At 63.8% G+C, this 26,050-nt stretch carries 33 protein-coding genes; 31 read left to right on the top strand and 2 right to left on the bottom strand.

Features of this window, described 5'->3' with window-relative positions:
• Nucleotides 1–37: 37 nt before the first annotated feature.
• From QN347_RS02775 to QN347_RS02685, 19 genes are all read left to right on the top strand, one after another.
• Complete coding sequence (locus tag QN347_RS02775) at nt 38–244, top strand: hypothetical protein (protein WP_323493959.1); 207 nt, start codon at nt 38–40, stop codon at nt 242–244.
• A gap of 112 nt (nt 245–356) precedes the next feature.
• Nucleotides 357–1,166 (top strand): hypothetical protein, encoded by an 810-nt coding sequence (locus QN347_RS02770; RefSeq protein ID WP_322163378.1) that lies wholly within the window; start codon nt 357–359, stop codon nt 1,164–1,166.
• Complete coding sequence (locus tag QN347_RS02765; protein ID WP_322163376.1) at nt 1,163–1,387, top strand: DUF3310 domain-containing protein; 225 nt, start codon at nt 1,163–1,165, stop codon at nt 1,385–1,387. Before QN347_RS02770 ends, QN347_RS02765 begins: the two co-directional genes overlap by 4 nt.
• Nucleotides 1,374–2,054: an FAD-dependent thymidylate synthase gene (gene thyX / locus QN347_RS02760; protein ID WP_322163374.1), complete on the top strand. Its 681-nt coding sequence runs from the start codon at nt 1,374–1,376 to the stop codon at nt 2,052–2,054. The genes QN347_RS02765 and thyX overlap by 14 nt, the downstream gene beginning before the upstream one ends.
• Nucleotides 2,051–2,206, top strand: a complete 156-nt coding sequence (locus tag QN347_RS02755; protein ID WP_322163373.1) for a hypothetical protein — start codon at nt 2,051–2,053, stop codon at nt 2,204–2,206. Before thyX ends, QN347_RS02755 begins: the two co-directional genes overlap by 4 nt.
• A 59-nt stretch (nt 2,207–2,265) precedes the next feature.
• Nucleotides 2,266–2,427: a hypothetical protein gene (locus QN347_RS02750; RefSeq protein ID WP_323493958.1), complete on the top strand. Its 162-nt coding sequence runs from the start codon at nt 2,266–2,268 to the stop codon at nt 2,425–2,427.
• 225 nt (nt 2,428–2,652) lie between these two features.
• Nucleotides 2,653–3,075, top strand: coding sequence for a hypothetical protein (locus tag QN347_RS02745; protein ID WP_322163372.1), 423 nt, complete (start codon nt 2,653–2,655; stop codon nt 3,073–3,075).
• Nucleotides 3,050–5,299, top strand: a complete 2,250-nt coding sequence (locus QN347_RS02740) for a terminase large subunit domain-containing protein (protein ID WP_322163370.1) — start codon at nt 3,050–3,052, stop codon at nt 5,297–5,299. The genes QN347_RS02745 and QN347_RS02740 overlap by 26 nt, the downstream gene beginning before the upstream one ends.
• Nucleotides 5,296–6,693 (top strand): DUF4055 domain-containing protein, encoded by a 1,398-nt coding sequence (locus tag QN347_RS02735; RefSeq protein WP_322163368.1) that lies wholly within the window; start codon nt 5,296–5,298, stop codon nt 6,691–6,693. Before QN347_RS02740 ends, QN347_RS02735 begins: the two co-directional genes overlap by 4 nt.
• 74 nt (nt 6,694–6,767) lie before the next feature.
• Entirely contained in the window at nt 6,768–7,532 is a 765-nt protein-coding gene (locus QN347_RS02730; RefSeq protein WP_322163366.1) for a DUF6651 domain-containing protein, read from the top strand.
• Between the two features lie 128 nt (nt 7,533–7,660).
• Nucleotides 7,661–8,833: a P22 phage major capsid protein family protein gene (locus QN347_RS02725; protein ID WP_322163365.1), complete on the top strand. Its 1,173-nt coding sequence runs from the start codon at nt 7,661–7,663 to the stop codon at nt 8,831–8,833.
• A gap of 81 nt (nt 8,834–8,914) precedes the next feature.
• Entirely contained in the window at nt 8,915–9,064 is a 150-nt protein-coding gene (locus QN347_RS02720; protein WP_322163364.1) for a hypothetical protein, read from the top strand.
• Nucleotides 9,061–9,456 (top strand): hypothetical protein, encoded by a 396-nt coding sequence (locus tag QN347_RS02715; RefSeq protein ID WP_322163362.1) that lies wholly within the window; start codon nt 9,061–9,063, stop codon nt 9,454–9,456. Before QN347_RS02720 ends, QN347_RS02715 begins: the two co-directional genes overlap by 4 nt.
• Before the next feature lies 1 nt (nt 9,457).
• A complete protein-coding gene (locus tag QN347_RS02710; RefSeq protein ID WP_322163361.1) occupies nt 9,458–10,132 on the top strand; it encodes a hypothetical protein in 675 nt (224 codons plus the stop codon).
• Nucleotides 10,125–10,733 (top strand): hypothetical protein, encoded by a 609-nt coding sequence (locus QN347_RS02705; RefSeq protein WP_322163360.1) that lies wholly within the window; start codon nt 10,125–10,127, stop codon nt 10,731–10,733. Before QN347_RS02710 ends, QN347_RS02705 begins: the two co-directional genes overlap by 8 nt.
• Nucleotides 10,734–10,744: 11 nt before the next feature.
• Nucleotides 10,745–10,936 carry a hypothetical protein gene (locus QN347_RS02700; protein WP_322163358.1) on the top strand — a complete coding sequence of 64 codons (192 nt, stop codon included), beginning with the start codon at nt 10,745–10,747 and terminating at the stop codon, nt 10,934–10,936.
• Nucleotides 10,937–10,948: 12 nt separating this feature from the next.
• A complete protein-coding gene (locus tag QN347_RS02695; RefSeq protein WP_322163356.1) occupies nt 10,949–12,481 on the top strand; it encodes a hypothetical protein in 1,533 nt (510 codons plus the stop codon).
• A gap of 38 nt (nt 12,482–12,519) precedes the next feature.
• Nucleotides 12,520–12,954, top strand: a complete 435-nt coding sequence (locus QN347_RS02690; RefSeq protein ID WP_322163355.1) for a hypothetical protein — start codon at nt 12,520–12,522, stop codon at nt 12,952–12,954.
• 2 nt (nt 12,955–12,956) lie between these two features.
• Nucleotides 12,957–13,358, top strand: a complete 402-nt coding sequence (locus tag QN347_RS02685) for a hypothetical protein (protein WP_322163353.1) — start codon at nt 12,957–12,959, stop codon at nt 13,356–13,358.
• Between the two features lie 163 nt (nt 13,359–13,521).
• On the opposite strand, the gene QN347_RS02680 is transcribed toward QN347_RS02685, so the two are convergent.
• On the bottom strand, nt 13,522–14,022 hold the full coding sequence (locus QN347_RS02680) for a hypothetical protein (RefSeq protein ID WP_322163352.1): 501 nt from the start codon (nt 14,020–14,022) through the stop codon (nt 13,522–13,524).
• 88 nt (nt 14,023–14,110) lie between these two features.
• On the opposite strand from QN347_RS02680, the gene QN347_RS02675 reads away from it, so the two are divergent.
• On the top strand, nt 14,111–14,599 hold the full coding sequence (locus tag QN347_RS02675; RefSeq protein ID WP_322163350.1) for a hypothetical protein: 489 nt from the start codon (nt 14,111–14,113) through the stop codon (nt 14,597–14,599).
• Here QN347_RS02675 and QN347_RS02670 read toward each other — a convergent pair.
• The gene (locus tag QN347_RS02670) at nt 14,596–14,820 is read right to left on the bottom strand and encodes a hypothetical protein (protein WP_322163348.1); all 225 of its coding nucleotides are present in this window, start codon (nt 14,818–14,820) and stop codon (nt 14,596–14,598) included. The two genes, QN347_RS02675 and QN347_RS02670, sit on opposite strands and share 4 nt — an antisense overlap.
• On the opposite strand from QN347_RS02670, the gene QN347_RS02665 reads away from it, so the two are divergent.
• The 11 genes from QN347_RS02665 (at nt 14,819) to QN347_RS02615 (ending at nt 25,979) form a co-directional block, all read left to right on the top strand.
• Nucleotides 14,819–16,909: a hypothetical protein gene (locus QN347_RS02665; RefSeq protein ID WP_322163346.1), complete on the top strand. Its 2,091-nt coding sequence runs from the start codon at nt 14,819–14,821 to the stop codon at nt 16,907–16,909. The two genes, QN347_RS02670 and QN347_RS02665, sit on opposite strands and share 2 nt — an antisense overlap.
• Entirely contained in the window at nt 16,909–17,862 is a 954-nt protein-coding gene (locus QN347_RS02660) for a hypothetical protein (RefSeq protein ID WP_322163344.1), read from the top strand. The genes QN347_RS02665 and QN347_RS02660 overlap by 1 nt, the downstream gene beginning before the upstream one ends.
• Nucleotides 17,855–18,976 carry a hypothetical protein gene (locus QN347_RS02655; RefSeq protein WP_322163342.1) on the top strand — a complete coding sequence of 374 codons (1,122 nt, stop codon included), beginning with the start codon at nt 17,855–17,857 and terminating at the stop codon, nt 18,974–18,976. Before QN347_RS02660 ends, QN347_RS02655 begins: the two co-directional genes overlap by 8 nt.
• A complete protein-coding gene (locus QN347_RS02650; RefSeq protein WP_322163340.1) occupies nt 18,973–19,524 on the top strand; it encodes a phage baseplate assembly protein V in 552 nt (183 codons plus the stop codon). The genes QN347_RS02655 and QN347_RS02650 overlap by 4 nt, the downstream gene beginning before the upstream one ends.
• A gap of 174 nt (nt 19,525–19,698) precedes the next feature.
• Nucleotides 19,699–20,082 carry a hypothetical protein gene (locus QN347_RS02645; RefSeq protein WP_322163338.1) on the top strand — a complete coding sequence of 128 codons (384 nt, stop codon included), beginning with the start codon at nt 19,699–19,701 and terminating at the stop codon, nt 20,080–20,082.
• 4 nt (nt 20,083–20,086) lie between these two features.
• Nucleotides 20,087–21,214, top strand: a complete 1,128-nt coding sequence (locus tag QN347_RS02640) for a baseplate J/gp47 family protein (RefSeq protein WP_322163336.1) — start codon at nt 20,087–20,089, stop codon at nt 21,212–21,214.
• Complete coding sequence (locus QN347_RS02635; protein WP_322163335.1) at nt 21,214–21,942, top strand: hypothetical protein; 729 nt, start codon at nt 21,214–21,216, stop codon at nt 21,940–21,942. Before QN347_RS02640 ends, QN347_RS02635 begins: the two co-directional genes overlap by 1 nt.
• A 60-nt stretch (nt 21,943–22,002) precedes the next feature.
• Nucleotides 22,003–23,070, top strand: coding sequence for a gp53-like domain-containing protein (locus QN347_RS02630; protein ID WP_322163333.1), 1,068 nt, complete (start codon nt 22,003–22,005; stop codon nt 23,068–23,070).
• Between the two features lie 45 nt (nt 23,071–23,115).
• Nucleotides 23,116–23,553, top strand: coding sequence for a hypothetical protein (locus QN347_RS02625; protein WP_322163331.1), 438 nt, complete (start codon nt 23,116–23,118; stop codon nt 23,551–23,553).
• A 16-nt stretch (nt 23,554–23,569) separates the two neighbouring features.
• Complete coding sequence (locus tag QN347_RS02620) at nt 23,570–25,330, top strand: hypothetical protein (protein ID WP_322163329.1); 1,761 nt, start codon at nt 23,570–23,572, stop codon at nt 25,328–25,330.
• A 202-nt stretch (nt 25,331–25,532) separates the two neighbouring features.
• Nucleotides 25,533–25,979 (top strand): hypothetical protein, encoded by a 447-nt coding sequence (locus QN347_RS02615; RefSeq protein WP_322163327.1) that lies wholly within the window; start codon nt 25,533–25,535, stop codon nt 25,977–25,979.
• The last annotated feature ends 71 nt before the right edge of the window (nt 25,980–26,050 follow it).

Below are 26,050 nucleotides of genomic sequence, written 5' to 3'. Positions count from 1 at the left end.
CAACGCGCCACCAGCACGATCGCGAGGAAGACGCGGCATGACGCGCCTCCGGTCCTCCCTCGCCTCGCACGCTGGTTCGATGCGCGATCCGGACCCAGCCAATGCGCGCCGAGCAGCGCGGGACGCCTGGCAGACGTCAGGGCTGGTCCTGATCAATCCCGAGTGGCTGACAAGCTGGGTCGACCGACAGCAGCTAATCATCCTGGCGGAGCGGGTCCACGGCGAGCGCAAGCCGAGCGGGTGAATTGCGGGACTAGAAAACTATTTCGAGCGTGCGCGGGCTTTAGGAGTAAGTTGGCATGGTAATTGCAGTAGATAGCGGGGACTCGGGGCGCAGGCCTTCGATTGCCGAGTTGATGGAGCGCGAACAGGCACGCGTCGAGGCCATTTTGCGCCGCGACCGCGCTGGAACGAAAACCGAGCGCAAGCGCCGCGAAGCGCTGGCAGAGGTGAAGGAGGGCAAGTTCGGCAACCTCGCCGACACCGCCATGCAGCCGACGCCGGAACTGCTGCGGACGGGGGAGTTCGCGCCGTACACGCCCGACAAGACCGACGGCACGATCCGCACGGTGCCGACACTTCGCCGCGTCCAGCACAGTAGGATCATCGCGCTGCACAAGCGCGGGGTGCTGGACGACGACACCTTCCCGGCTTGCCTCTGGTACCGCAAGGCCTGGGAAGGCTGCGGGTTCGACCTATCGCCGACCGCTGCGGCTTGGGGCGAGCAGATCCCGGGCGAGAAAGCTTACGGGCACGGCGGCAAGACGCCGGCGCAGGTAGAGGCGCGGCAGAACTTCCGCTTCGCGGCCGCCTTCATCCCCGACGACATGCGCAAGACGTTCGATCTTGTGGTGCTCGAGGAATTCACGATTGCCGACGCAGCTCGCGAGGCGCGGTGCCGGTACACGAACGTCACGGTGATGCTGAAGCTGGCGGCGTACCTGCTGCGCGGCGGGATCGGGCATGTGCTGCCGACACGCGAGGTTGGGGTGCCGGGTTGCCAGCCGCATGCCCAAATTTCGCCGCCAGAGCCCGCAGGGAGCGTTCCGGAGCCCCGACCGGACCTAGACCCCCGCTACCTCGACGAGCGCGGCTACATGCGGCCGTATGCCGAGATCAAGGTGCTGCTGCTGGGTGGGGTTTTGGATGAGGGAGAGGCGGCGTGACGGAAGCTATCGATCATCCCGCTCACTACGGCGGCGCAGATAACCCGTACGAAGCGATCAAGGTGATCGAGGCTTGGGGCCTTGGCTTCAACCTCGGCAACACCGCGAAATACATCTCGCGCGCCGAGCGCAAGGGCGCCGCGATCCAGGACCTCGAAAAAGCCGCTTGGTACCTCGAGCGCGAAATCCAAAACCGAAAGGTGAACAATGCAGAAGGTTAATGTGCTCGATCATGGTTTCGTCCGGCTGGTGGACAGCATGGGCGGTGACCTATCCATCTCGCGTGCCGCGCGTGTCTCATACGACGCTGCTTGGCGCGCAGGCGAAGACGAAGGCAGCGACGCGAAGCTGATCAGGTACCTCTGGCGCAACAGGCACACGACACCATTCGAGGCGGTGACGTTCACCTTCGAGATTCATGCGCCCATCTTCGTGTTCCGGCAGTGGCATCGACACCGGACGTGGTCGTTCAACGAACTGAGCGCGCGTTACCGCGAACTGCCGGAGGAATTCTATACCCCGGACACCGCGCTGATTGGCAAGCAGTCGACCAGCAGAAAGCAGGCGCGCGACATCGGTGAGATCGTCGATGGCCGGGCGGCAGAGGTCGCGATAATGTCCAACCACTGCAAGCAGGCGTTCGTGGTGTACCGGGCGTTGCTCGCCTCCGGCTGGCCGCGCGAGCTGGCGCGTTCGGTTCTGCCGGTCACCACGTACAGCACCATGTTCGCGACGGTGAATCTGCTCAACCTGATGAAGTTCCTCACGCTGCGAACGGACCCGCACGCCCAGCACGAAATTCGGGTGTACGCTGATGCCATGGTCGGCATGGCCGCGAGTGTCGCGCCGATCGCGATGGCTGCATGGGCTGAGGGAGAAACGAAGTGACGACCCCGCCCGAAGCCGCGCCGATGCGCGCCTATGTGGCGGATTTCCTCCGCGCTGTGCGCAGCAACCCCGGCGGGAAATATCCCGTCGCGAGCTACTATCCGCCGAGTGATCTGCGCGATGACGAGCAGGCAGGTCGATCGCCAACCTGACACAGGCGAAGGCGGCGTTCGGCGCGTGGTGCTCAACACTCGACAGCGATCGTGACCTTGTGCTCGACATGGTACGGGGCGATCAGACATACACCGAGATCGCGAAGCAATACGGGCGTCGCCGCAGCAAGATTCAGGCGATTTTTATCTCAGCGCTGGACCGTTGGGCCGAGCGCCCGGTGCGTTCACCAGCGGCCGCACCGATTATGCCAACGTACTGATCAAACCCCATTGCAATGCGGGCGCGATGTCTGTAACAAAACACCAGTCGGAAAAGCTGCACTAGCAGCACATCCACCATAACCCCCGCGCCGCACGGCTCCGGGGGTTTCTTTTTGCCCGGTCCCCTGTCGCGACGCTCGCGCGGGCCGTTCTCACATTGATGGAGAGGGGGTGATCGATCGTCTGGGCGCGAGTGCCGCGCGCCGTTCACTGGAGATTCCCCGATGGCTGTGAAGCCCAAGGCCGGGGCGCCGAAGAAGCGTGCCGCCTCGGGTCGTTCAGGTGGCCGTCCTCGAATCGTTATCCCCCCGGAGACGCGGGATGCCATCGCGCGCCTCGCGTCGGTTGGGACGCCGCAAGAGGTGATCGCGCGCATCGTCGGGTTCAGCGTGGATACCATGTTTCGCCACTGCAAAGACGAGCTCGAACTTGGGCTCGCCGAGGCCAATGCTCAAATCGCTGGCACCCTCTTCACAAAGGCGCTCGCGGGCGACGCCACAGCAATCATCTGGTGGGAAAAGACGCGAGCCGGAATGCGCGACGGGTCGAAGGACCAGCGCACGGACGACGAAGCGCCCCGCCCTGTCACGGTGAACATCTATGGCGCCGACATGTCTAAGCGTGAAGGTGAACCGCCCGCAGGCTGAATTTCTGAACCTGCCGCACAAATATCGGGCGTTTATCGCCGGGTTTGGGTGCCTCAGGGGCTCGTCGCCGGTGATGACCGAACATGGCCCGATGCCGATCAAGGATATAGTAGGCGCAACGCTTGTTCTATCATGGTCGGAGACGAATAATCGATTCGAGCTCGCTCCAAGTGGTGGTGCGTTCCCAAAAGGAACGGCGAATCTATACCGAATTCGCACGCTGCACGGAGAATTTGTAGCAAACGAATTTCACCGCGTTTTTTGCGCTGACCGTAGCTATCGATCCGTTCGAGACCTGCGCGTTGGTGATGCGCTGTCCGCATCCTCGCCAGGCCATCTTCGCTCCATTGCGGAATTTGCCCCGAGATTGTCGCTCGAAGGTGGTCTGCATTCGTTGCGAACAGCCGTAGATTCGATGGTGCGTTATGCAGATGCAGCCCGTCGATATGGTCGACGACTTCTAGCGGTTGAAGCGGACGCCCAAGTTCACGCTCCATCACCAAGCGATGCTCAAACATCACCTTGCGCGATGACGGATGATCTTTCGGGCGGGCGACCAGCGCATAGCCGTCCAGGTCTACCGAACGACCTACCAGGTAGCTCGAGTTCAGTTCGCCATGACGCGCCCCACGCGATAGCCGGGGCGCATTGTGGATCCGCAGTACGTTCTGAGCATGCCGAGCAGCACAGCCCAGCCGCGTTGCAATCTCGGCAGAAGTCAGGCCGTCGTTCGCAAGCGCAAGAATGCGTGGCGCCAGGTCAGACCGCGGCTCCGGCCGCCTTCGCTGACGAGCTGGCAGGTCAAAGCGCTGGATGCATCGATACACCGTCGAAGGTGTGCATTTCAGCAGCATCGCAATTTCGCGAGGGCTTCGATCCGGCTTCGAAAGAGCCGCTATTTTCTGCTCCAAGTCAGTCATTTCATTGCTCCATTACCGAAACCAGCATCATAGAGATTGAGCGGCTTGAGACAAGCGAGCCGTTCTACGATCTTCAGGTTCTGAACAATAATAACTACGTCACCGCCGACGGAACGATCCACCACAACTCGGGCAAGACCTTCGCCGGCGCGATCGACCAATGCCTCCATTTCTGGAAGCATCCCGGCATCAATCAGGGCTATTTCGCGCCGACATATCCGCAGATTCGCGACATTTTCTACCCGACGATCGAGGAAGTCGCTTTTCTCTGTGGCCTCCAGGTCACCGTCAAGGAAGCGAACAAGGAGGTCGAGTTCTACTCGGGCCGCCAATACCGCGGCACGACAATCTGCCGGTCGCTTGAGCGGCCGCAGACCATCGTCGGGTTCAAAATCGGCAACGCCCAGCTCGACGAGTTCGACTTGCTTGATCCAGAGAAGGCCGAGCAGTGCTGGCGCAAGATCATCGCCCGCATGCGCTACAACGTCCCCGGCTTGCGCAACGGCGTGGCGGTCACGACGACGCCCGAAGGTTTCCGCGCGACGCACAAGCTGTTCGTGCAGGCGGTGCAGGCCAAACCTGAGCTCAAATCGAGCTACGGTCTGGTTCACGCGTCGACCTACGAGAACGCGGGCAACCTGCCCGACGATTACATCTCGTCGCTGCTCGACACATATCCCGAGCAGCTGATCGACGCCTATCTGCGCGGGCAGTTCACCAACCTGCGCAGCGGCACAGTGTATCGCTCCTACGATCGCGCGACGCACGCCAGCGACCACGAAGCGACCGAGCGTGACCTGCTGCACATCGGCATGGACTTCAACGTCCAGCACATGGCGGCGACTGTCTATGTCGAGCGTGCTGATGAGATGCACGCCGTCTCCGAATTCAAAGACGTGTTCGACACGCCCGACATGATCACCACGATCCGCGACCGTTTCCCGAACCATCGCATCATCGTCTACCCCGATGCCAGCGGCGGCGGCAGGCGGACGGTGGACGCCAGCACATCCGACATCGCCCTCCTTCGCCAGGCGAAGTTCGAGGTCAGAGCCAAATCGACCAATCCAGCGGTCAAGGATCGCATCAACGCGATGGAAAAGAGACTGCAGATGGGAAAGGTCAAGGTCAACGCCCGCGCCTGCCCAACCGTGGCGCGCAGCCTCGAGCAGCAGGCGTATGACGACAACGGCGCGCCCGACAAGAAGTCGGGGCTCGACCACCAGAACGACGCATCGACCTATCCGATCGCGTTCCTGCATCCGGTCGTGCGGCCGTCGAGCATCACGGCGCTGCGCCTGTGAGCGATGGCAAGGCCGTCCGTCAGCAATCCGCGGCGATCGCCGAACTGTCGAACGACTGGCCGCTGCTGTCCGCGTTGTGCGGCGGCACGCGGGCCATGCGCGCGGGCGGCACGCAGTTCCTGCCGAAGTTCCCCGCCGAAGAGCAGGACGGCTACGACGCCAAGCTGAAGACGGCGGTGCTGACCAACTTCTTTGGTCGCACCGTCTCGGTTATGGCGTCCAAGCCTTTCAGCCAGGAAATCAACGTCGCCGACATGTCGGCCGACTTGCAGGCGATCTGCGACGACGTCGACGGCCAGGGCACTGAGCTCCAGAGCTTCGGCGAGCGGCTGCTGCGCGGCTGCCTGTCGCACGGTCTGGCCGGCGTCGCGGTGGATTACCCCGCCGGCGAGCCCGCGCGCACCCGCGCCGAGGAAAAGGCCAATCACCTTCGCCCGTATTGGTCGCTCTACCCTGCTCCCACCATCCTCGGCGTCAAGGCCGAGCGGATCGGCGGGGAGTGGGTGACCAAGCAGGTCCGGCTGCTGGAGACGGTGACCGAGCTCGACGGACGCTTCGGCGAAAAGCAGATCGAGCAGGTCCGCGTGATGGAGCCCGGCCTCTGGGAGGTCTGGCGCAAGGCCGCCGATCGCGACGAGTGGCTGGTCCACGCGCAGGGAATCACCAGCATCAATTACGTTCCGTTCCAGATGTTCTACGGCGTGCAGACCGGGTTCGGGTGCGGCATCTCGCCGCTGCTCGACCTGGCGTACCTCAACGCCGAGCATTGGCAGTCCTCCGCCGATCAGCAGAACATCCTGCACATCGCACGCGTGCCGATCCTGTTCGGGAAGGGCATCACCGGGGCGATCAAGATCGGCGGCCAAAACGCTGTCCTCACCGATGACACCGCCGCAGATCTCAAGTTCGTCGAGCACACCGGCGCCGCGATCGAGGCTGGGCGCACCTCGTTGCTCGACCTTGAGGACCGCATGCGTCAGTCCGGGGCCGAGCTGCTGGTCAAGCGCCGCGCCAACGTCACCGCGACGCAGGTCGTCAGCGAGGGCGATGCCAACAAGTGCATTCTGCAGTCGATTATCGAGACGTTCGAGGACGGGCTCAACACCTGCCTCGGCTACACCGCGCGCTGGCTCGGTGACACCGCCGTCGGCGAGGTCGAGTTGTTCAAGGACTTCGGCGTCGACACCCTTTCGGACGCATCGGCGGCGCTGCTGCTTGACGCGGCGATCGCCGGCAAGATTTCCGATCAGACCTTCTTCGAGGAAATGCGCCGCCGCACCGTGATCGATTACGATCGCGAGTGGGAGACCGAGCAGACGCAGCTCAAGGCGCAGCCGCCGCTTGTTGCACCGCCCGCGCCCGCGCTGCCGGTTCATCCAGGCAAGCCGGACTGATCCATGATCCTGCCGTCGTAGCGGATGCTGCGCGGCGCCCCGGGCGGATGCCCACAATGAAGGTTGGATGACCGATGAAACTGAAACTCGACGACAACGGCCAGGTGGTCGTCTCCGACGGCAAGCCCGTCTATCTGCGCGATGACGGCAGCGAGGTGGCATTCGATGCCGCCGGCACCGTTGCCACGATCACGCGCCTGAACGGCGAGGCCAAGAGCCATCGCGAGCGCGCCGAGAGTGCCGAGAAAGGCCTCAAGGCGTTCGAAGGCATCGACGACGCCGCAGCCGCGCGCGCCGCGCTCAGCACGGTCGCCAATCTCGACGCGAAGAAGCTAGTCGACGCCGGCGAGGTCGAGAAGGTCAAGCTCGAGGCGGTCAAGGCCGTCGAAGCCAAATATGCCCCGATCGTCGAAGAGCGCGACACGCTCAAGTCGGCGCTCGTCACTGAGAAGATCGGCGGGGCCTTCACGCGATCGAAGTTCATCGCAGACAAGCTGGCGATCCCGGCCGACCTGGTCGAATCGAAGTTCGGCTCCGCCTTCAAGATCGAGGGCGATCACGTCGTCGCCTACGACCACACTGGCAACAAGATCTTCGCGCCAGGCCGTCCCGGCGAAGTCGCCAATTTCGACGAGGCGATGGAGGTGCTGGTTTCCAATTATGCGCACCGCGACACCATCCTGAAGGGCTCCGGCGCTGCCGGCTCCGGCTCGCAGGGTGGCGGCGGCGAAGGCGGCAAGCGTGTCGTCTCGCGTGAACAGTTCAACGGGCTCGACCCCGCCGCTCAGGCGGCGACCGCGCGCGATGCCGCGGCGGGCAAGGTCACGCTCCAGGATTAACCGAAGACGCCCGGGCGGATACTCGGGCGTCTATCGGCGAACAACAGCCGCACCTCGGATGGGGCGCGGAGACATGGGCGGATGCTCAACAACCCATCGAAACAATCCCCATCCAATAGGAGGCCATCTTGGCAAATACGCTCACTTCGCTGATCCCCACGCTCTACGAATCGCTCGACACCGTGTCGCGCGAAATGGTCGGCTTCATCCCCGCCGTCTCGCGCAACACTTCGGCCGAGCGCGCCGCGCTCAACGAGACGATCCTCGTGCCGATCACCGGCGCGCAGACTGCCGCCGACAACACCCCCGGCGTCACCGCCCCGAACACCGGCGACCAGACGATCGGCAACGTCTCGATGACGATCTCTAAATCGAAGCACGTTCCGATCCGCTGGAACGGTGAAGAGCAGAAGGGCCTGACCAACGCGGGCACCTATGGCGGCATCCTGGGCAACCAGTTCACCCAGGCGTTCCGCACGCTGACCAACATGGTCGAGGCCGATCTGTTCAACGCCGCGCTGCAGAACGCATCGCGCGCCTATGGCACCGCCGGCACCACGCCGTTCGGCACCGCGGGCGACCTCTCGGATATCGCGCAGGTCCGCAAGCTGCTCTCGGACAACGGTTCGCCGCTGACCGATCTCCAGTATGTCGGCGGCACCTCCACCTTCGCCAACCTGCGCGGCAAGCAGAACGTGCTGTTCAAGGTGAACGAAGCCGGCACCGACGCGCTACTGCGCAACGGCATCATCGGTCGCCTCGAGGGCTTCGACCTGCATGAGTCGGTTGCGGTCACCGCGCAGACCAAGGGCACGGGTGCCAGCTACACGACCACGACGGCGGGATTCCCGGTCGGCACGACGCAGATCCCGCTGATCACCGGCACTGGCACGGTCAACCCGGGCGATTACGTCTCGGTCGCCGGTGACGCCAACAAGTACATGGTCACCGGCGGCATTTCGGCGCCCGGCACCGTCACGATCGGCGCACCTGGCCTGCTGCAGGCGATCCCCGCCTCGGCAACCGCTGTCACCGTCTCGGGCTCGTCGAGCCTGACGCCGAACATGGCGTTCTCGAAGTCGGCGATCCAGCTCATCACGCGCTCGCCGCAGATGCCGATGGGCCCCGACGGCGTGGCGATGGATATGGCCGACGACGTGATCCAGGTCACCGACCCGGTCAGCGGCATCGTCTTCGACGTCGCGGTGTATCGCCAGTTCATGCAGCTCGTCTATCACGTCCGGCTCGCATGGGGTGCTGCAGGCATCAAGCCGAACCACACGGTCGTCTCGCTGGGCTAATCGCCCATCGCGCTTAGTTTCGACGCGGCGTCGTCCCCTTCCGGCGCCGCGTCGTATCCTTTTCTGCCGAGGAAGCCGACCATGGAACTCCCGACCGCTCGCATTGTCGCGCCCATCAGCGACGATAACCCGCTCGGCTACATCGTGATCAACGAGAGCGATCTCGCTGAAGGAATGGAGCTCTACGTCGAGCCAGTGGCGCCAAAGTCCGCCCAGACGAAAGCCGCATGATGCTGACCGACGCGCAGATGACCGATGTGCGTCGTTACGCCGGCTATTGGCTGGTCGGCACGACGCAGCCGGTCACCGCGAACACCGACACGGTATACGTGCGCTTCGGCATGACCGTCATGTCGCTCTACACGCGGCTGACGAACTTCTCCGCATCGGAAGAGGCCGTGCTGATCAACACCTTCCTCACCAAGCTCGCCACGCTGGAGACCGACATCGTCGGATCTGCGGCGAACCTGGACACCGATGTCGCCGCCGTCTGGACCCACAACAAGCGCGAGGTCCAGGACCGCACCGCGCTGTTCGACATGTGGCGTCAGCGGATGTGCGAGTTCATCGGCCTGCCGCCCGGTCCCGGCCTCGGCGGCTCGAACAGCATCATGCGCGCCTGATATGGACGCCGCGACCCTCAACGCTCGCGTCTACGCCGGGCGCGCGAAGGCCGCGCAGCGCATCGGAACGCCGTTCACGATCTATCGGCCCGCTGGCACTGTGAACCCGCTCACCGCCAGCCAGGGCGGCACCTTCGTGGCGCTGAACGCCGCGGACAACAGCTACCGCAAGCCCAACCTCTACGGGCACCCGATCTGGTTCGCCGATATGGACGGGCGGCTGGTCAACACCGGAGACTATCTCGTCTCTGCAGACAGCGTTCAGATCTATTTCGTCGGCGCCAAGCAGTCGCTGCTCCCGATCGTGGCGATCGAGTGCAACCAGGCGGTGCGCATCACGCGCGCGGTCGAGACGCCCGGGGCGGTCGGCAGCGTCGGCTATTCCGGCCTGTGCGATTCCGCCGGCGAGGCCGTCAACGTGATCGGGCAGCAATCCCCGTTCATCGGCTGGCCCTGCTCGATGCTGCTCGGCAAGGGCAACGAGAAGGCCACGAATGCGCTGCCGGCCGGCACGCGCCAGCAGCCGGGCTGGATGATCCTGCTGCCGGTCTCTGCTCCCGCCGGACTCGGCATCGGCGATCGGCTGGTCGACGCAAACAACCGGATCTATTCGATCCAGCAAGCGGAACTTACCGACATGGGCTACCGCATCATCGCAAGCGAAGTTCATGGCTGATCAGTCTGCTGCGGCGAACTCGCTCGTCACGCTGATCAGCGCAGCGGCCTACCCGCTTGGCACGGCGTCACCATCGGTCACCGGCGACGCGGTCAAGGTGTTTGCAGGCTGGCCGAACCCGGACGCGCTGTTGAAGGACATGGCGGCGGGCACGGTCAACGTCTCGGTGTTCCCGCGGCCCGGCGAAAAGATCACCTCGATCATGCTCGGCGACACCGAATGGATCGACGACAGCAATACGGGCACGACAGGGGTGACCTCGCGTGAGCTCCGGCGCCAGACCAAGACCTTTCAGATCACGGTATGGGCATCGTGCTTCGATCACCGGGATGCTGTCGCGAACGCCATTGACGTGGCTCTCTCCATCACGACTCGCATCATACTCTCGGATGGCTCGACCGGCATCGTGTCGTTCGTCAATTCGACGCAGAACGACGACCAGCAGAAAGCTGGGATCTATCGGCGCGACCTGTTTTACGCGGTCAATTACGCGACAGTGCAGGCTCTTCCCGCTTTCAACATCATCAGCACCGTCACCACCCTCACCGCAGGACCGACGCCCGACCCGACCGGCCCCACCGTCACCATCACCCGCCCGTAGAGGACAAGCCCATGCTCCGCGTCATCCAGGCGTTCGGCGACCATGTCGTCGGCGAAAGCATCACCGATTCCACCGCGATCGCGGAGATCCTCGAAACCGAGCAGGCGGCGTTCGTCGTCGCGGTCGCCGATCCCGAGCCCGAGCCCGCACCGCCCGCCAACGCGGCAGCGCAGCTCGCTTCCAACACCTCCAGCGCCTCGTAAAGGAGCCCACGCATGCCCGTTTTCCCGCAAGGCGCGATCAACACCACCGCGCTCGTCGTGCCCGACGTCTATGTCCAAATTCAGCCGCCGTCGGACACCTTCCTCAACGGCTTGCCGACCAACATCCTCGGGATCGTCGGCACCGCGCAATGGGGGCCGGTGAACGCGCCGGTCACCGTCGGCAGCCTCGCCGATTTTGTCCAGAAGTTCGGCAACGTCCAGCCGCGCAAGTACGACATGGGCACTGCCGTCTGGGGCGCGGTTCTCAACGGCGCGAACAACATGCGCTGCGTCCGCGTCACCGACGGCACCGACGCCGCGGCCACGGCCACGCTCGGCACGAACGGCGTAACCGTCACCGCGCGCTACACCGGCACGCTCGGCAACAGCGTTGCAGTCGCGCTTGCGGCCGGCAGCCAGACCGGGACGTGGAAGGCCACGGTCACCCTACCCGGCCTCGTGCCCGAGGTGTTCGACAACATCGGCTCCGGTCTGACCGCGAACGCGCTGTGGGTGGCGATCGCGACGGCGCTCAACAACGGCACCTCGGCGCTGCGCGGCCCCTCGCAGCTGGTGGTCGCGGCAGCGGGCGCAGGCACCGGCGCGCCGACCGCAAGTTCGGCGACGCTTGTCGGCGGGCTCGATGGTGCGACCACGATCACCAGCACCGTGCTGATCGGGCAGGACACGACGGCCCGCAAGGGCATGTACGCGCTGCGCTCGTCGGGCGCCTCGGTCGCGATGCTGGCCGATGCGGATGATTCCACGACGTGGACGCTGCAGGTCGCCTACGGCCTCAGCGAGGGAGTCTATATGATCGCGACCGGCCCGTCCGGCGACACGATCACGAACGCCGTGAGCGCCAAGGCGACCGCGGGCATCGACAGCTACACGATGAAGCTGATGTTCGGCGATTGGGTGTATTTCAACGACACCGTCAACGGTCAGGTCCGCCTGATCTCGCCGCAGAGCTTCGTCGCTGGCCGCCTCTCGGCGCTGTCGCCCGAGCAGTCGAGCCTCAACAAGCCGCTCTACGGCATCGTCGGCACGCAGAAGAGCTACCAGAACGCGGTCTACAGCAGCGCCGATCTCCAGACGCTGGCGCAGGCCGGCATCGACCTCATTGCCAACCCGATCCCGGCCGGCAATTCCTTCGGCGTCCGGATCGGGCGGAACACCTCGTCGAACGCGGTCATCAACGGCGACAACTACCCGCGCCTGACCAACTACATCGCCTATACGCTGAGCGGCGGCATGGGGATCTATGTCGGTCGGCTCCAGAGCCCGGCGGTGCGCAACCAAGCGCAGGCCACGCTGAACGCGTTCCTCGGCAACCTCTGGAACCAGGGCATGATCGGCGACGCGTCGGACGCGACCAAGCAGCCGTTCAGCGTCGTGATGAGCGCGCTCAACAACCTGCCGGCGCGCGTGGCGCTCGGCTACCTGCAGGCCGATGTCCGCGTGACCTATCTCTCGGTCATCACGCAGCTGCTGATCAACGTAGAGGCTGGCCAGTCGGTCAAGGTCACGTCGCAGATCGTCTGATCGCCCTCCCCCCGCGCATTCCCTAGGAGCCCTCCCCAATGCCACAGCAAGGCTATTCGATCGGCCGCGACATCACGCTCGCGGTCATTCTCCCCGACGGCACGCCGCTGCGTCTGGGCAAGGTCACCTCGTTCAACGCCAAGCAGGATACGACCGACCAGCGCATCAAGCCGCTCGACGGCTCGACCGACAACCTGCGCTTCTATGACGGCTGGTCCGGCAGCTTTAAGCTGGAGCGCCGCGGACCCGAGCTCGACATCTATTTCGAGCAGCTCGAGCGCAATTATTACGCCGGCACCGACGAACCACCCGCGACCATGCAGCAGACGATCCAGGAGCCGAACGGCGCGATCTCGCAGTTCCGCTTCGAGCGCGTGCTGCTGAAGTTCGACGATCCCGGCGAGTGGACCGCCGACAAGTCCGTCAACCAGTCGGTCAGCTTCATGGCTGGCCGCCGCATCAAGCAGGCCTGATCATGACCGAACCCACGACCTTCACCACCGGCGGCGCGACCGTCACGCTCGACACCCCCAGCGCGCAGATCGTCAAGGCTGCGGCCAAGTCTTTCGACGTGACCGACGATCGCGGTCGCACGATCACGCTGAAAAAGCCGTCACCGCTCGCCAATCTCGACTTCGCCAAGGCGGCGGGCTCGGGCAGCGGCGGCGAAGTCAACCAGATCTATCTCGCCGAGATCTTCCACCTCAAGTTTGTCGCTGCGATCGACGGCAATCCGGTCGTCACGCCTGGCAGCGAGGGCGAGCTGCGCGCGCTATACGGGCGGCTCGGTGACGAGGGCAACGAGGCGGCGCAGGCCGGCGTGTTCGCCAATTTCATGAACGAAGCGCCGTCGACGGGTGACGTAAAAAACTCCTGAGGGACGCCGACCTGAGCGAGTGCCTCTGGCTCGTTCACAACGGCGTCCCGTTTGATGTCGCGTTCGCCGTCTCCCCGGATATGCGCCAAGCGATGTCGATCCGGTTCTCGATCTTCCAGGGCGGGAAGTTCAATTTCGAGACGATGGCGTTCGAGGAAGAGACTTAGGGCTTGTACTTTTTCATCTGACCAGTGATCGCATCTTGGAATGCCGCGCCGATGATCGTGTCTTTGGCCCCGAATTTTTCGCCTATGGTCGGCCGTACGATCACGCAGGGATCGTTGCAGAACGCCTTGCCGACAGTACGTCCATTATCATCGACGAGTCCAAGAATATATTGGTCGTCGTCGGTTGTGCCGTAGAACTTGAATCCTGATACCTGACCTGCGGCAACGCCTTGTGCTTTTGCGTTTTCCGATACTGCGCCGACGTAGTAATAAATTCCCTTTGATTCTTCGGTATAGTTGTGGCTTTGAGCAGCCGGCGGTGTCGTCAAGGCGAGCGTGTTTCCGTCAATCGTCTCGGCGGCGTCGATGCTGTTATTGGTCGCCACGTTGGACGAAGAGCCGGAACCAATCCACGCAGCCGCGACGAGCGTGATGACCAACAGACACCCGCAGCCAGCGATCTTGGATTTCACATCGTCCTTGGGTTTTTCGTCCATAGCTTTGCCCCCTTCGAGTGGCATCGACGCTACTTTGGTTCGGCAGAAAGTCCAGCTTCGGGCCGCCGTTTATATTTGGAGTGTTCGCGTGGAACTGTCTCTGCTCGACATGGCGCTCCAGTTCGCTGAGCGCGAGGTGGTCATCCACACCGCCGCCAATGCCGCGCTCGAGCGGATCGCCACCAAGATCGAAAAGGCCGCCAAAAGCGAGTTCGGCGTCTATCAGCCGGCGATCGGTGCGTTCGACGAGTGGCCCGAGCTCGCGGAAGCGACCCAGTCTGAACGCGAGCGGCTGGGCTTCACGCCCAACGATCCTCTGCTGCGCACGGGCGGTCTGCGCGACAGCATCGGGCATCGCGTCGGCGACCTGGAGGCGGAGATCGGCTCCGACAGCGACATCATGGTCTACCAGGAATTCGGCACCGAGCGGATCCCGCCGCGCCCGGTCCTAGGCCCTGCCGCAGAGCGCAATCACGACGCGATCCTCGCGGCGCTCGGCGGCGCGGTCGTGGCGGGCATCATCGGCGGAGATCTGGTGCATCCGAGCCTCGGCTACGATCAGACGATTGAGGGCTAAGAGATCCAGGTCGAGATGATCACGCCGAGTAGGAAAATGCCGACAAGAAGGCCGGCTATCCCGACGAACAAAAGAAGCAATGACACCATGCCCATCAGCACGGCGTCCCATCCTTTCAAGCCGACGGGCTCGGGCTCGAAAGTCCGCTTGTAAAGGCTCGGCTTATCGAACGCCGGGTTCCGATCGGCCAACCACAACTGCATTTTACGGAGGGGTTTCATGTCGTTCGAAGCCTATAAGGTCGCGGTTCGGGTGTCGCTTATCGACGGCGTGACGCGCGGTCTCCAGTTGATGAGCCGCCACTTCAAGCAGACCGACGCAGATGCGAAGGGTCTTGAAGCACGATTGAAGTCGATCGGCAAGCTGGCGGCAGTCGGCGGTGCGCTTACCGGTGCCGGTTTCGCGGGTCTTTCGCTGTTCAAGGGCCCGATCGAAGAGGCGATGAAATACGAGCGCGCGCTCGGCTCGCTGCGCCAGATGGGGCTCGGCGACAGCCAGATCGCTGATGCGCGCAAGTTCGCCGAAGCGACCAACATCATCGGCACCTCGATCAATGACCGGATCCGCATCTTCGCCGATGCGCAGGGCTCGTTCCGCCAATCGGGCATGTCGGGGGCAAAGGCCACTGCCGCTGCGCGCACGATGGCACCCGTTCTCGCGCGATACGAAGTCGCAACCAGTATGCTGGATGGCGATAAGCGCGTAGCTGCCGAGCAGGCGATGCGCAATCTCAACAAGACCGTCGAAATCATGGGCGGCATCACCGACCCGAAGCGCGCGGCAGCAATCGCCGACGGCGTGTTTAAGGCTGCTATGTCGTCGGGTCGGATGGTCGACGAGCGGCAACTCAAGCAGTTCGTCGCATACGGCTCTTCTGCGACTAACCAACTCGACCTGACCACCATTTTCGGCGCCCTTGAGCCCATCATCGGCGAGCTCGGCGGATCGCAGACTGCCGTTGGCTTGCGCACGGCATACACCCGCACAAACGGGATGACGGCACTAATGCCTCGCCGACTCCAAGCGGAGATGAAGCGTCTGGGCATGACCGATGCCAGCGGCAAACAACAGAACGAAAGTCTCGCGCAACTCCAGGCAACTAATTCAGTCGACTACGCAAAGGAGATGATGAAGCGCTATGCGAGCGCGGGTATCACCAGCCGCACGGATATCGAGCGCGAAAACGCTGTGCTGTTCGGTGGGACTGGCTCAAAGGTCTATAACAAGATCATGTCTCAGATGCCGGTGCTGCTGGAGTCGATCCAAGCATATAACCGCTCACAGGGCATAGGGCAGGTCACCGCCGACCCTCGAAATAAGCCGCTCTTGGCAGCCATGAACCTCGAGAAAAAAGAGGCGGACCTGAAGCTTCTGATCGGGAAAACGATCATGCCATACTACGTGCGCGGGCTGGAGTTGGCAGCAGCAGCGCTTACCCGCTTGGACAATTTCGTTGATAACCACCAGACGATCGCCAAACTGGCGTTTGGCGGCCTCGCGCTCGTGTCTACCCTTGCCGTGATTGGCGGCGGCATCGCGCTCTTTACGGCGGGCATTCAGGGCCTCTTGCTCATCGGCAAATTGGCCGGTGTCGCGCGTTACGCCGTGACGGGCCTGACTTGGTTCGGCCGTGTCCTCGGCCTGTTCGGGCAATTGCTGATGAAACTCCCGGCTATCGCAGCGACAGCTGGGAGAGGTTTGCTGATCGCCTTTCGTGCGTCGATGGGTGTGCTTGGTCCGTTCTTTCGGGCTGGCATGGCAGCGTTCGGACCGTTCATCCGGGCGGGGCTTTTTGCCGTAGGAAACTTCGTGCGTACAGGAATCATGTTGGCCCTAAGCCCCATCGGTCTCGCTATCGCTGCAATCGCGGTCGTAGGCCTGCTCGTCTGGAACAACTGGAAAGAGATCAAGGCGGCGTTCTTCACGATCTGCAAGGATATCTACACCGGCTTCTACAAGCTCTTCCACGGGGACATCCTCGGCGCGCTCGGCAGCTTCGGGCACGCCTTCCTGCTCACGTTCCAGACGATCATCAACACGATCATCGCCGGGGTGAACCGCATCAACCCGCTGTTCCAGATCCCGAAGACCAGCTTCGCTGGGTCACCGGACGGCAACAGCCCGGCCGTTCGTCCAGCGGGCGCTCAACCTCAACGCGCCGGCGACGTGTATCTGGATAAGCATCTCGTGGGTAAGCATCTAACGCCCGTAATTTCGAATAACCAAGGCCGCGCGATGGGCAAGCCCAACACCGGCGGTTCCGGTTTCGACGCGTCGCGCGCGCGTCCCGCCGTCGCTGGCGGCCGCTGATGGTCAAGGTCCAGCTCGGCGACTTCATCTTCGGCCGCTTCGAGGTTCCCGAGCGGATCCCGTTCGGCGCGAGCCAGGCGCTCACCGTCCACAAGCTGGTCGGCGGCAAGCGCGTGGTCGATGCGATGGGCCGCTCGCCGCACGCGCTGGCCTGGTCGGGATGGTTCATCGGCGAGAACGCCCTTGCCGCCGCCCGCTACCTCAAAGGCGTCTGCGAGGCCGGTGCGCCGGTGCCGCTGACGTGGGACGAGCTCGCCTACACGGTCCTGATCGAGTCCGTGGATTACGATTACGTCCTCGAATCGCGCATCTCGTACCAGATCCGCTGCGAGGTCGTGACCGACGATACCGCGCCGATCACCGATGTCCCGCCGCTGAGCGTCGAGCAACTGGTCAACGATGACCTCGATGCAGCGAACGCACTGTCGGACGAGATCGGCGACCCCGGTCTCTCAGGCCTGATGGCGACGCTCACTTCGGCTGTCGCCGCGATCGGCGATTTCGCGACGGCACCCGCGAGCACCATCACTGCCTTGGGAACGCCCATCGGTGCGGCCCGCGCGCTGGCGGAAGCGATGATCACCGCGGCCTCCGGCACGATCGGCGCCGCACCCGGCATCGCAGGCGTTGCGCTCGGCGGGGACCCGCTGGCGATGGCGTCCGCGTTCATCAGCCAGATCGCGGTCGTACAGAATGTGGCGCCGCTCGTCGGGCTAGATCGCACACTCGGTCGCATGGCGGTCAATGTCGCGGCGATGAGCTCGGGCTCGTCCTCCCTGACGCTGGTCGGCGGGAACCTCTTCCAGATCGCCGCCGCGCAATATGGCGATGCGATGGATTGGGCTGCGCTCGCACAGGCCAACCGGCTGACCGACCCCGTGCTGAGCGGGGTGACCACGCTCGTCATTCCGCCGAAGCCGTCGAGCAACGGCGGCGGGGTGCTCAATGCCTGACATCAACGCGCACCCGACCAGCCGGGCACGCAGCCCGCGCGGCGCGGTCAAGATCAACGGGACGCTGGTCGACGCGTGGATCAGCCTCGAGGTCGACAACAACGCCTTTCGCGCGGCCGACACCTTCCGCGTCGAGTTCGCGGCGTACGATCTGCCGGCTGTAACCAGCATCGCGTGGTTCAGCACGCAAACCAGCATCGAGGTCGAGCTTTTCGCGACCGAGGACTGGACCGGTACCGGCGCCTATTACCCGGCCGCATCCGACCGTCTCATTCTCGGGCAGACTGACGACATCGAATTCGATCCCCTTGCCGGCACGCTCTCGGTCTCAGGCCGCGATCTCACGGCGACGCTGATCGACACCAAGACCAACGAGGGCTTCCTCAACAAGACTGCCAGCCAAATCGTCGCCATCCTCGCCGGGCGCCACGGTCTGTCACCGATCGCGACCGCGACGACGGCGCTGGTCGGGACCTATTACACCCAGAACCACATCAGCCAGACGCAGGAGCGCAGCGAGTGGGATATCCTGGTCGAGCTTGCCGAGTTCGAGGACTTCGACGTCTTCGTGACGGCGCGCGAGCTGCATTTCCAGCCCAAGCCCAAGGATTCTGGCAACCGCTACGCCATCGTCTACCGCTTGCCCGGCATCGATCCGGTGCCGAGTTCGAACGTCTCGACGGTGCGGTTCGACCGTTCGCTGACGATCGCCAAGGGCGTCGTGGTGACCGTGCGGAGCTGGAACGCCAAGCAGAAGAAGGGCTTCGAGGCGAGCTGGCCGAAATCGCCGAAAGCGACCAAGCCCGGGCAATCTGGCGCAGCTGACCCGATCAAATATCACTATTCGATCGCCGGGCTGACGCAGGACCAGGCGCAGCAGCGGGCGCAGCGCTATTACGACCAGATCACGAAGCACATGGTCACCATGAGCGCCGACCTCCCCGCCGACGACCTGATGAGCTGCTCGCTCGTCGTGCAGGTCCGGGGCACGGGCACGGCATGGGACCAGGATTATTACCCGGACTCGGTCAAGCGCTCGATGTCGCACGACGAGGGGTATCGAATGACCGTCACCGCCAAGAACATCAGCGCCGACGTCGAGGCGCAGTCATGATGGACCAGATCCTCAACCACATGCGGCGCGCCTCAGAAGAGGCGTCGAGCTCGCGCGCACCGACGCGCCACGGCATCGTCGACGGCTATGACCCGGCAAACCATGCGGTCCGCGTCCGGCTGCAGCCTGATGATACCCTGACCGACTGGATGCCGCTCAAATCGATGTGGGTTGGCAATGGCTGGGGCCTGATGCTGGCCCCGTCGGTCGGTGACGCGGTCGAGGTCGACTTCCAGGAAGCCGACGGCGGGGTCGGCAGCGTCGGATGGCGCTTCTTCAACGACAGCGACCGGCCGCTCAACGTGCCCTCGGGCGAGGCGTGGCTTGTCCACAAGGCCGGGCAATCGATCAAGCTGACGACGGACGGCAAGCTGATGCTCGCCGATGGGCATGGCGCTGCAGTCACGCTGAACGGCGACGGCACGATCAGCAGCGTGGGCAACTGGACGCACACTGGCACGTTCTCGGCCAACGGAATCGGCCTGACGACGCACCATCACACCGGCGTTCAGCCCGGCAGCGGCAACAGCGGAACGCCAGCCGCATAAGCGCGCGTTCGGACTGTACATCTGCCGCGACATCATGCTAAATCCGCCAAGTTGGGTTAGCCGCGAACGGCACCCGCCTCCCCTTGTATCTCGCATGATCCCGACGCCGCGGCGCACACCAGCGCCGTGCGGTCGCGTCGCGCGCAATCTCATCAATCAGGAAAGGGGCACATCGTGAACCTCTCCGATCTCTATCACTATTTCGGGTCCGATCTGTCGGCGTCGAATAGCGGCGATGTGCAGGCCGTCGATACCACGGTTCGCGGGCAGCAGCGGATCCTGCGGCGGCTGCTGACTAACCCGGGCGATTACATCTTCCAGCCCGACTATGGTGCGGGCCTGCCGCAGTGGATCGGCCGCACCGCGCAGATCAAGGAAATCCGGGCGCTGATCCGCGGTCAGATCCTGATGGAAGCCGCGGTCGCGAAGCTGCCCGAGCCGGTCATCCAGGTCGGCGCGATCCCCAACCAGGCCGGCGGCGGGTTCGCTGTCTCGATCGCCTACAGCGACGCCGCAACGGGCCAACCGGCCACGCTATCCTTCAACGTGACAGGCTGAACCTATGGCGCTGCAGACCAAGACCTTCGCTCAGGTCGTGCAGGACCAGGCAACGGCGACGCAGGGCGGCAGCACGCGCTATCTCGCCGACTTCTCGGTCGGCTCGATCCTGCGCGCGGTCATCGAGGCCAGCGCAGCGACCGTGATGTGGCTCCAGGGCCTGATCCTGCAATTGCTCGCGACGACGCGCGCCGCGACCGCCGCTGGCGCCGATCTCGACAGCTGGATGGCCGATTACGCGCTGACCCGGCTCGGTGCCGTCGCCGCGACCGGCGTGGTCACCTTCGCGCGGTTCACCGCGACGCTGAACGCCACGGTGCCCGTCGGCGCGCTGATCCAGACGACCGACGGCACGCAGACCTATCGCGTGATCATCGACACGACGAACGCAGCCTATAACGCTGTCGCCGGCGGCTACGTGCTGACCGCGGGCACGGCTTCAACAAGCGTGCCGGTCGCATCGGCATCGGCGGGGTCCAGCGGCAACGCGGCGGTCGGCGCGATCAATACGCTCGGCCAGGCGATCTCCGGGATCGATACGGTCAGCAACGCGACGGCGTTCACCAACGGCCTCGACGCGGAGACGGACGCCGCCTTTCGCGTCCGATTCATCGCCTATATCGCGTCGCTCTCCAAGGCGACCAAGGGCGCTGTCGGCTATGCGATCACCACGCTGCAGGCCGGGCTGACCTACACGCTGACCGAGAATTACACCTATGCGGGGGTCTACCAGCCCGGCTATTTCTATGTCGTCATCGACGACGGCAGCGGCGCGCCCTCCAGCGGCCTGATCTCGACCGTCTCGTCGGCGATCGACGCGGTGCGCCCGCTGACCTCGAGCTTCGGGGTGTTCGCGCCGGTCGTCGTCACCGCCGGTATCGCGGCAACGATCACGACGGGGGCGGGCTACAGTCATGCCGTCGTCGCGGCGACACTGCAGACCGCGCTCGCGGCTTACGTCAACGCGCTGCCCCTTGGCGTGTCGCTGGCGTGGTCGCGGCTGTTCCAGGTCGCCTATGATGCCTCGCCCGGCGTGACCGAGGTCACCTTGCTCACCGTCAATGGGGCCATGGTCGATCTGCCCGCGACGCCGCAGCAGGCGATCATTGCCGGTTCGGTGATCGTCAGCTGATGGCGAAAGGTGACGCTGCCGATATCACGGCGCGGATCACCACGGCGCTGCCGCCGTGGTTCGGCGACAGCAACCCCGTGCTGGCGGCGCTGATCGCGGCGTTCGCATCGGCTTGGTCGTTCATCTACAGCCTCTACGCCTATGCCAGGCTGCAGACGCGGATCACCACCGCAACCGATGGCTGGCTCGATCTGATCGCGCAGGACTTCTTCGGTGCCGCCGTCCGCCGCGGACCCGGCCAATCCGATGCGTCGATGCGCGCGAGAATCCTCGCCAACATGTTCCGCGAGCGCGGGACACGTGCCGGGATGATCTCAGTCCTGACGCAGTTGACTGGCACCGCGCCATCGATCTTCGAGCCGCTGCGGCCCGCCGACACCGGCGTCTACGGCGGCCCTCTGCTCGGGTATAGCGTCGCCGGTGGGTACGGCTCGACCAACCTGCCCTTTCAGGCATTCATCACGGTCAACTTCCTGCCCGGGATCGGTATCCCGCAGGTCGCCGGGTATCGGATCCAGACCGGCGGCTACAGCACGCCGAGCCGTCTGGAATATGCCTCGTTGTCGTCGCTTTCGGAGCGCGCGGCGATAGCAGACATCTACGCCGCTATCGACGCGGTGAAGCCCGCTGGCACGATCATGTGGACCGCGATCGGACCGACCGTGTCGCGCCTTCCGACCGTATTGGGCCTCAACTTCGTGCTCGGAAACTCGTCTCTCGGGTCCTGACCGGCCTGACCCTTTCATTGCATCAGGCGCCTCCGGACGCCTTTTTTGTTGGAGCCGCCCATGAACCGCAACATCGTCTATGCCGGGTCGATTCCGCTCGAGACCGACATCCTCAACCTCAATCGCAACACCATGATTGGGCTTGGCCGGCTGGCGATGGACGTTCTCGGTACCTCGACCGTCGCGTCCGGACTGGCCTGTACCCAAACCACTGTACCATCGATGTCGGTCGCGATCGGTGCCGGCGCGCTTTACAGCATGGCCCCCGTCGACAGCTCAGCCTATTCGAGCCTGCCAGCCAACACGACCGACCTGATCGCCAAGCAGGGCATCTTGTCAGCCTCGGACAACAAGCGACTGACGCTGATCGCGCCGGGCACCGCGGGGACGTCGGTCATCTATCTGATCCAGGGCGCGATCAGCGAGGTCGATGCGAACCCGATCCAGCTGCCCTATTACAACGCCAGCAACCCGACCGTGGCATTCTCAGGCCCTGGCGGCACCGGCGTCGCGCAGAACACCACGCGGCCCGTCACCGTCAACCTGACCGCGAAGGCGGGCACCGCTGCTGCAAGCCCGACCCCGCCGGCGGCCGATACCGGCTTCGTTCCGCTCTATTACGTGACCGTGTCGTACGGCGCGACCACGATTACCAATTCGAACATCACCGTCGCGACCGGAGCGCCCTTCCTGAGCACGGGCCTCGCCGGCATGATGCCGATTGCAGGCGGGACGTTCACGGGACCGGTTGCCGGACAGACGCCGGTGGCAACCGACAACTCCACTCTGCTCGCGACGACGGCCTTCGTTCAAGGACTGCTAGGCGGGTCGGCCGCAGCGCGCGGGTACCAGAAATTTCCCAACGGCACGATCCTTCAATGGGGCGTCGATTCGACCGGATCCGGTTCAGCCGCCGTCGTGTTCCCGATCCCTTTCCCGAACGCCGTCTACGTCGTCGTCCCGACGATCAGCAACACGTCCGCCGCGATCGGCGCGTGGGGAACGGTGCAGCTTGGGGCCGGATCGACCCTGAGCGGATTCAACGCCTATAGTGCCAGCTTCGGCACAGCATCTGGCGCCGCGGCAAACAGCTCCTTTCAGTTCAACTGGATCGCGATCGGCTCCTGACCTGCAGCGTTCGCCCGTCCGCATCCATTTTCAAGGTGAACTCCGATGGCATTTGTTGACGGGCAGACGCTGACCGCGGCGCAGCTGAACGCCGCCTTCGCCTCGTTGCTGTCTCAAGCCGCGCTGCAGGCCACTGCCGTCGTCACCGAGCCGATCGCCGCGAATGCTTTCGTCAACATTTACAGCAGCGCGGGCGTGCTGAGCGTCCGGAACGCGATCGCAACCGACCTGAGCACCGCGGCAAGCGGCTTCGTTCAGTCCGCCTACGTGATTGGGCAAGCAGCGGTGATCAACATGCTCGGGATCAATGCTGGCGTCACGGTGACCGCAGCTGCGATCCCCGGGGTGTGGTTGAGCGAAACCGTGCCCGGCGGTTTCACCACGACCCAGCCGACCACGACGGGGCACATCAGCCAGTCGCTCGGCCAAGCGATGCCGAGGCTCGGCATCTTCTTCACGATCAACCCCGCCTACGTGCAATAATCGCAAGGATCGCGCCATGAAGCGTCTCAAATTGCTCGTCCTGGCGGCGGCGCTGATCGCCGGCCACGCGAACGCGTCCGACAAGAAGCCAATGACGATGGTCGGGAGTCAGCCCGGCCAGTTGCAGCTCGGCGACAAAATGGTCGTCAATCCGTCGACCACGGGTGCGGCGTCGATCAAGATCCCGCAGGGCACCCCGCCTGCAGCCCCAAGCGACGGCGATTGCTGGATGACGGCGGCGACTGGCCTCGCGTGTGCCGTTAACGGCACAGCGGTTCCGGCTGGTGTGCCTTATCAGGATGTATCGACCGGCGCCCGCGTCCGCTCGATCACGGCGAAGCTCGCCGACATGACCGATGTCCAGGACTTCAACGGCTGCGACGCGACGGGCGTTTCGGACAGCACGGCGTGCTTCCAGAGCGCGCTCAACAAATATTCAGGCGGTGCCGGCGGCATCGTTCGCTTCAAGGGCGCGTATCGGATCGCATCGAACCTCACGATCCCGGTGGGGGTCATGTTGAAGGGTAGCTGCGACATGCCAGGCACGCCCGGCAATAATTCGAGCGTGCCCTACAACCTCTACACCTGTGGCATCCTACGGCTCGCCAGCACGGCCTCGATTACGATGATGAGCGGTTCGGGAATCTCGAGCGCGATCATCTATCGCTATGGGATGTCGTTTCCGTCGGTCGACAGCAGCGCCTACGCTGGCACCGCGATCGTGAGCTCGGCTGACGATATCAGCATCTCGCGCGCGATGATCATCGGCTTCAACAAGGCGTTCAACTGCACCGCCTGCCAGCGCCCGCGCATCGACTATCTCTATGCCGACAACATCAACAATATCGAGATCAGCGCCTCGCTCGACATCCCGTGGATCAGCCATCTGCATGCGTGGCCGTTCGGCACGATCGGCGGTACCGGCGGCACGAACCAGAACAACGGCCGCCAAGGCGACTGCATCTACCTCCACGATACGGTCGATTGGTCACATATCAGCGACAGCTTTTGTTACGGGTATCTGCACGGCCTTCATATTAAGAACGTCAACACGACCAGCGTCATCGGATTCTCAACCGATAACCTCTTCGATACCGTCCCGATCCTTGCAAATTCCGTTGGCATTCTGATCGAAGGCTTTTCCGCAGATACCCGTGTTGTTGGCTTTCAAGGTGCGGCGCAGGCTCGGGCGGGCATCGAAGTCGCAACCGATGCTGGAGTAACATCCCTCAACGACACGACCGTTTTTGGCGGCAGCGCGTACGGCATTCTCGTGTCGAAAGGCGATACCATCATCAACGGCGGCTTGCTCGGCACGAATGCTCCTATCGTCAATGGTGTCGTCGTCGCGTCGTCGACCGCCCAGGTGAGCATCAATAACGTGCGCTTTGGCAATGTTACGGGGACGGCGGTCGGAACGACGGTCCCAACTTCCAAGGTTTTCCTCAACGGCAACGACTTTGGCAGTTTCACGGGGGGAATCGCCAACTCGACGATGACGGTGCAGTCGATCGCGTCGGCATCTACGCTGGTCGTTCCGAATACGGGCAGCGTCTTCAATGTCACTGGCACTACATCGTTCGGACAGATTGCTAACGGCTACGCCGGGAAGTGCGCAACATTCGTGTTTGCGGGGGCTCTATCGGTCTACAGCAGCACGGGATCCTATGGCGCAATCCACCTGAACGGCGGCGGCACATTCACCAGCGTCGCCAACGACACCCTGACGGCCTGCCACAACGGCACACAGTGGTTCGAGACGGGGAGGTCGCATTGATGCGGCCCGACCAACAACTTGAAAGTGACGTGACCATGGAAATCCTGACGCAAGCAGATGGCCGTCCAGTCGCGCACACTCGCGAGCCGCTGAGCGTGGTCGAGCCCACTAGCGGATCTGCGCCGGCTGTTCCCGGCGTATGCGCAGCGCCCCTGCCCGATCTGCGGCAGACTGCGACAGACGCGATCGAGATGCTGGGCTGATGGAAGACGCGCTCTCCCCCCACCTGTTGGGCTCTACGCAAGGAATGACGCTACAAGTGCTTACGCAGATCCGCGATAGCTTGTCCGCCATGAGCCGAGATATTCGCGCGAATAGCGAAGCGACATCCGATGTGCGCGAGCGGGTCATTCGGCTCGAGGAACGCGATCGGCGGTTCAATGATCTGGAGGAGCGCGTCCACGCAACTGAGATCGATATAACAGACCTAAAGGGCGATAAGAACCGGCGTGAGGGTGCCCATAGCCTGATCGGCAAGTTCCCGAATTGGCTTTCGGTCATGATGGCAATCGCGAGCATCTTTAGCGCGGTGTGGCTATTCGGTCGCTCGGTAGGTGTGGTTCCGCCGCCTCCTACTCCAGCCAGTATCACCGAACCGCGCCGCATACCTGGCATTGGCGACCCACCTACGCCGGGCATTCCCCGGTGATAGATCCAGAATACTCCGAGGATGACGCGCTTAGCCGCGGTGTTCGCGAGGTGGCCGAAACATATGACCAG

Source organism: Sphingomonas sp. 10B4 (assembly GCF_035019905.1).
Classification (GTDB): Bacteria; Pseudomonadota; Alphaproteobacteria; order Sphingomonadales; family Sphingomonadaceae; genus Sphingomonas; species Sphingomonas glacialis.
Note: the sequence above shows the minus strand (reverse complement) of the source record. Positions and strands in the feature narration are given on the sequence as shown.

Coding starts and splice junctions, on each gene's coding strand:
- QN347_RS02775 (WP_323493959.1), top strand. CDS start 38: ATGACGCGCCTCCGGTCCTCCCTCGCCTCGCACGCTGGTTCGATGCGC.
- QN347_RS02770 (WP_322163378.1), top strand. CDS start 357: ATGGAGCGCGAACAGGCACGCGTCGAGGCCATTTTGCGCCGCGACCGC.
- thyX (WP_322163374.1), top strand. CDS start 1,374: ATGCAGAAGGTTAATGTGCTCGATCATGGTTTCGTCCGGCTGGTGGAC.
- QN347_RS02745 (WP_322163372.1), top strand. CDS start 2,653: ATGGCTGTGAAGCCCAAGGCCGGGGCGCCGAAGAAGCGTGCCGCCTCG.
- QN347_RS02730 (WP_322163366.1), top strand. CDS start 6,768: ATGAAACTGAAACTCGACGACAACGGCCAGGTGGTCGTCTCCGACGGC.
- QN347_RS02720 (WP_322163364.1), top strand. CDS start 8,915: ATGGAACTCCCGACCGCTCGCATTGTCGCGCCCATCAGCGACGATAAC.
- QN347_RS02715 (WP_322163362.1), top strand. CDS start 9,061: ATGATGCTGACCGACGCGCAGATGACCGATGTGCGTCGTTACGCCGGC.
- QN347_RS02710 (WP_322163361.1), top strand. CDS start 9,458: ATGGACGCCGCGACCCTCAACGCTCGCGTCTACGCCGGGCGCGCGAAG.
- QN347_RS02705 (WP_322163360.1), top strand. CDS start 10,125: ATGGCTGATCAGTCTGCTGCGGCGAACTCGCTCGTCACGCTGATCAGC.
- QN347_RS02700 (WP_322163358.1), top strand. CDS start 10,745: ATGCTCCGCGTCATCCAGGCGTTCGGCGACCATGTCGTCGGCGAAAGC.
- QN347_RS02695 (WP_322163356.1), top strand. CDS start 10,949: ATGCCCGTTTTCCCGCAAGGCGCGATCAACACCACCGCGCTCGTCGTG.
- QN347_RS02690 (WP_322163355.1), top strand. CDS start 12,520: ATGCCACAGCAAGGCTATTCGATCGGCCGCGACATCACGCTCGCGGTC.
- QN347_RS02685 (WP_322163353.1), top strand. CDS start 12,957: ATGACCGAACCCACGACCTTCACCACCGGCGGCGCGACCGTCACGCTC.
- QN347_RS02680 (WP_322163352.1), bottom strand. CDS start 14,022: ATGGACGAAAAACCCAAGGACGATGTGAAATCCAAGATCGCTGGCTGC.
- QN347_RS02665 (WP_322163346.1), top strand. CDS start 14,819: ATGTCGTTCGAAGCCTATAAGGTCGCGGTTCGGGTGTCGCTTATCGAC.
- QN347_RS02670 (WP_322163348.1), bottom strand. CDS start 14,820: ATGAAACCCCTCCGTAAAATGCAGTTGTGGTTGGCCGATCGGAACCCG.
- QN347_RS02660 (WP_322163344.1), top strand. CDS start 16,909: ATGGTCAAGGTCCAGCTCGGCGACTTCATCTTCGGCCGCTTCGAGGTT.
- QN347_RS02655 (WP_322163342.1), top strand. CDS start 17,855: ATGCCTGACATCAACGCGCACCCGACCAGCCGGGCACGCAGCCCGCGC.
- QN347_RS02650 (WP_322163340.1), top strand. CDS start 18,973: ATGATGGACCAGATCCTCAACCACATGCGGCGCGCCTCAGAAGAGGCG.
- QN347_RS02640 (WP_322163336.1), top strand. CDS start 20,087: ATGGCGCTGCAGACCAAGACCTTCGCTCAGGTCGTGCAGGACCAGGCA.
- QN347_RS02635 (WP_322163335.1), top strand. CDS start 21,214: ATGGCGAAAGGTGACGCTGCCGATATCACGGCGCGGATCACCACGGCG.
- QN347_RS02630 (WP_322163333.1), top strand. CDS start 22,003: ATGAACCGCAACATCGTCTATGCCGGGTCGATTCCGCTCGAGACCGAC.
- QN347_RS02625 (WP_322163331.1), top strand. CDS start 23,116: ATGGCATTTGTTGACGGGCAGACGCTGACCGCGGCGCAGCTGAACGCC.
- QN347_RS02620 (WP_322163329.1), top strand. CDS start 23,570: ATGAAGCGTCTCAAATTGCTCGTCCTGGCGGCGGCGCTGATCGCCGGC.
- QN347_RS02615 (WP_322163327.1), top strand. CDS start 25,533: ATGGAAGACGCGCTCTCCCCCCACCTGTTGGGCTCTACGCAAGGAATG.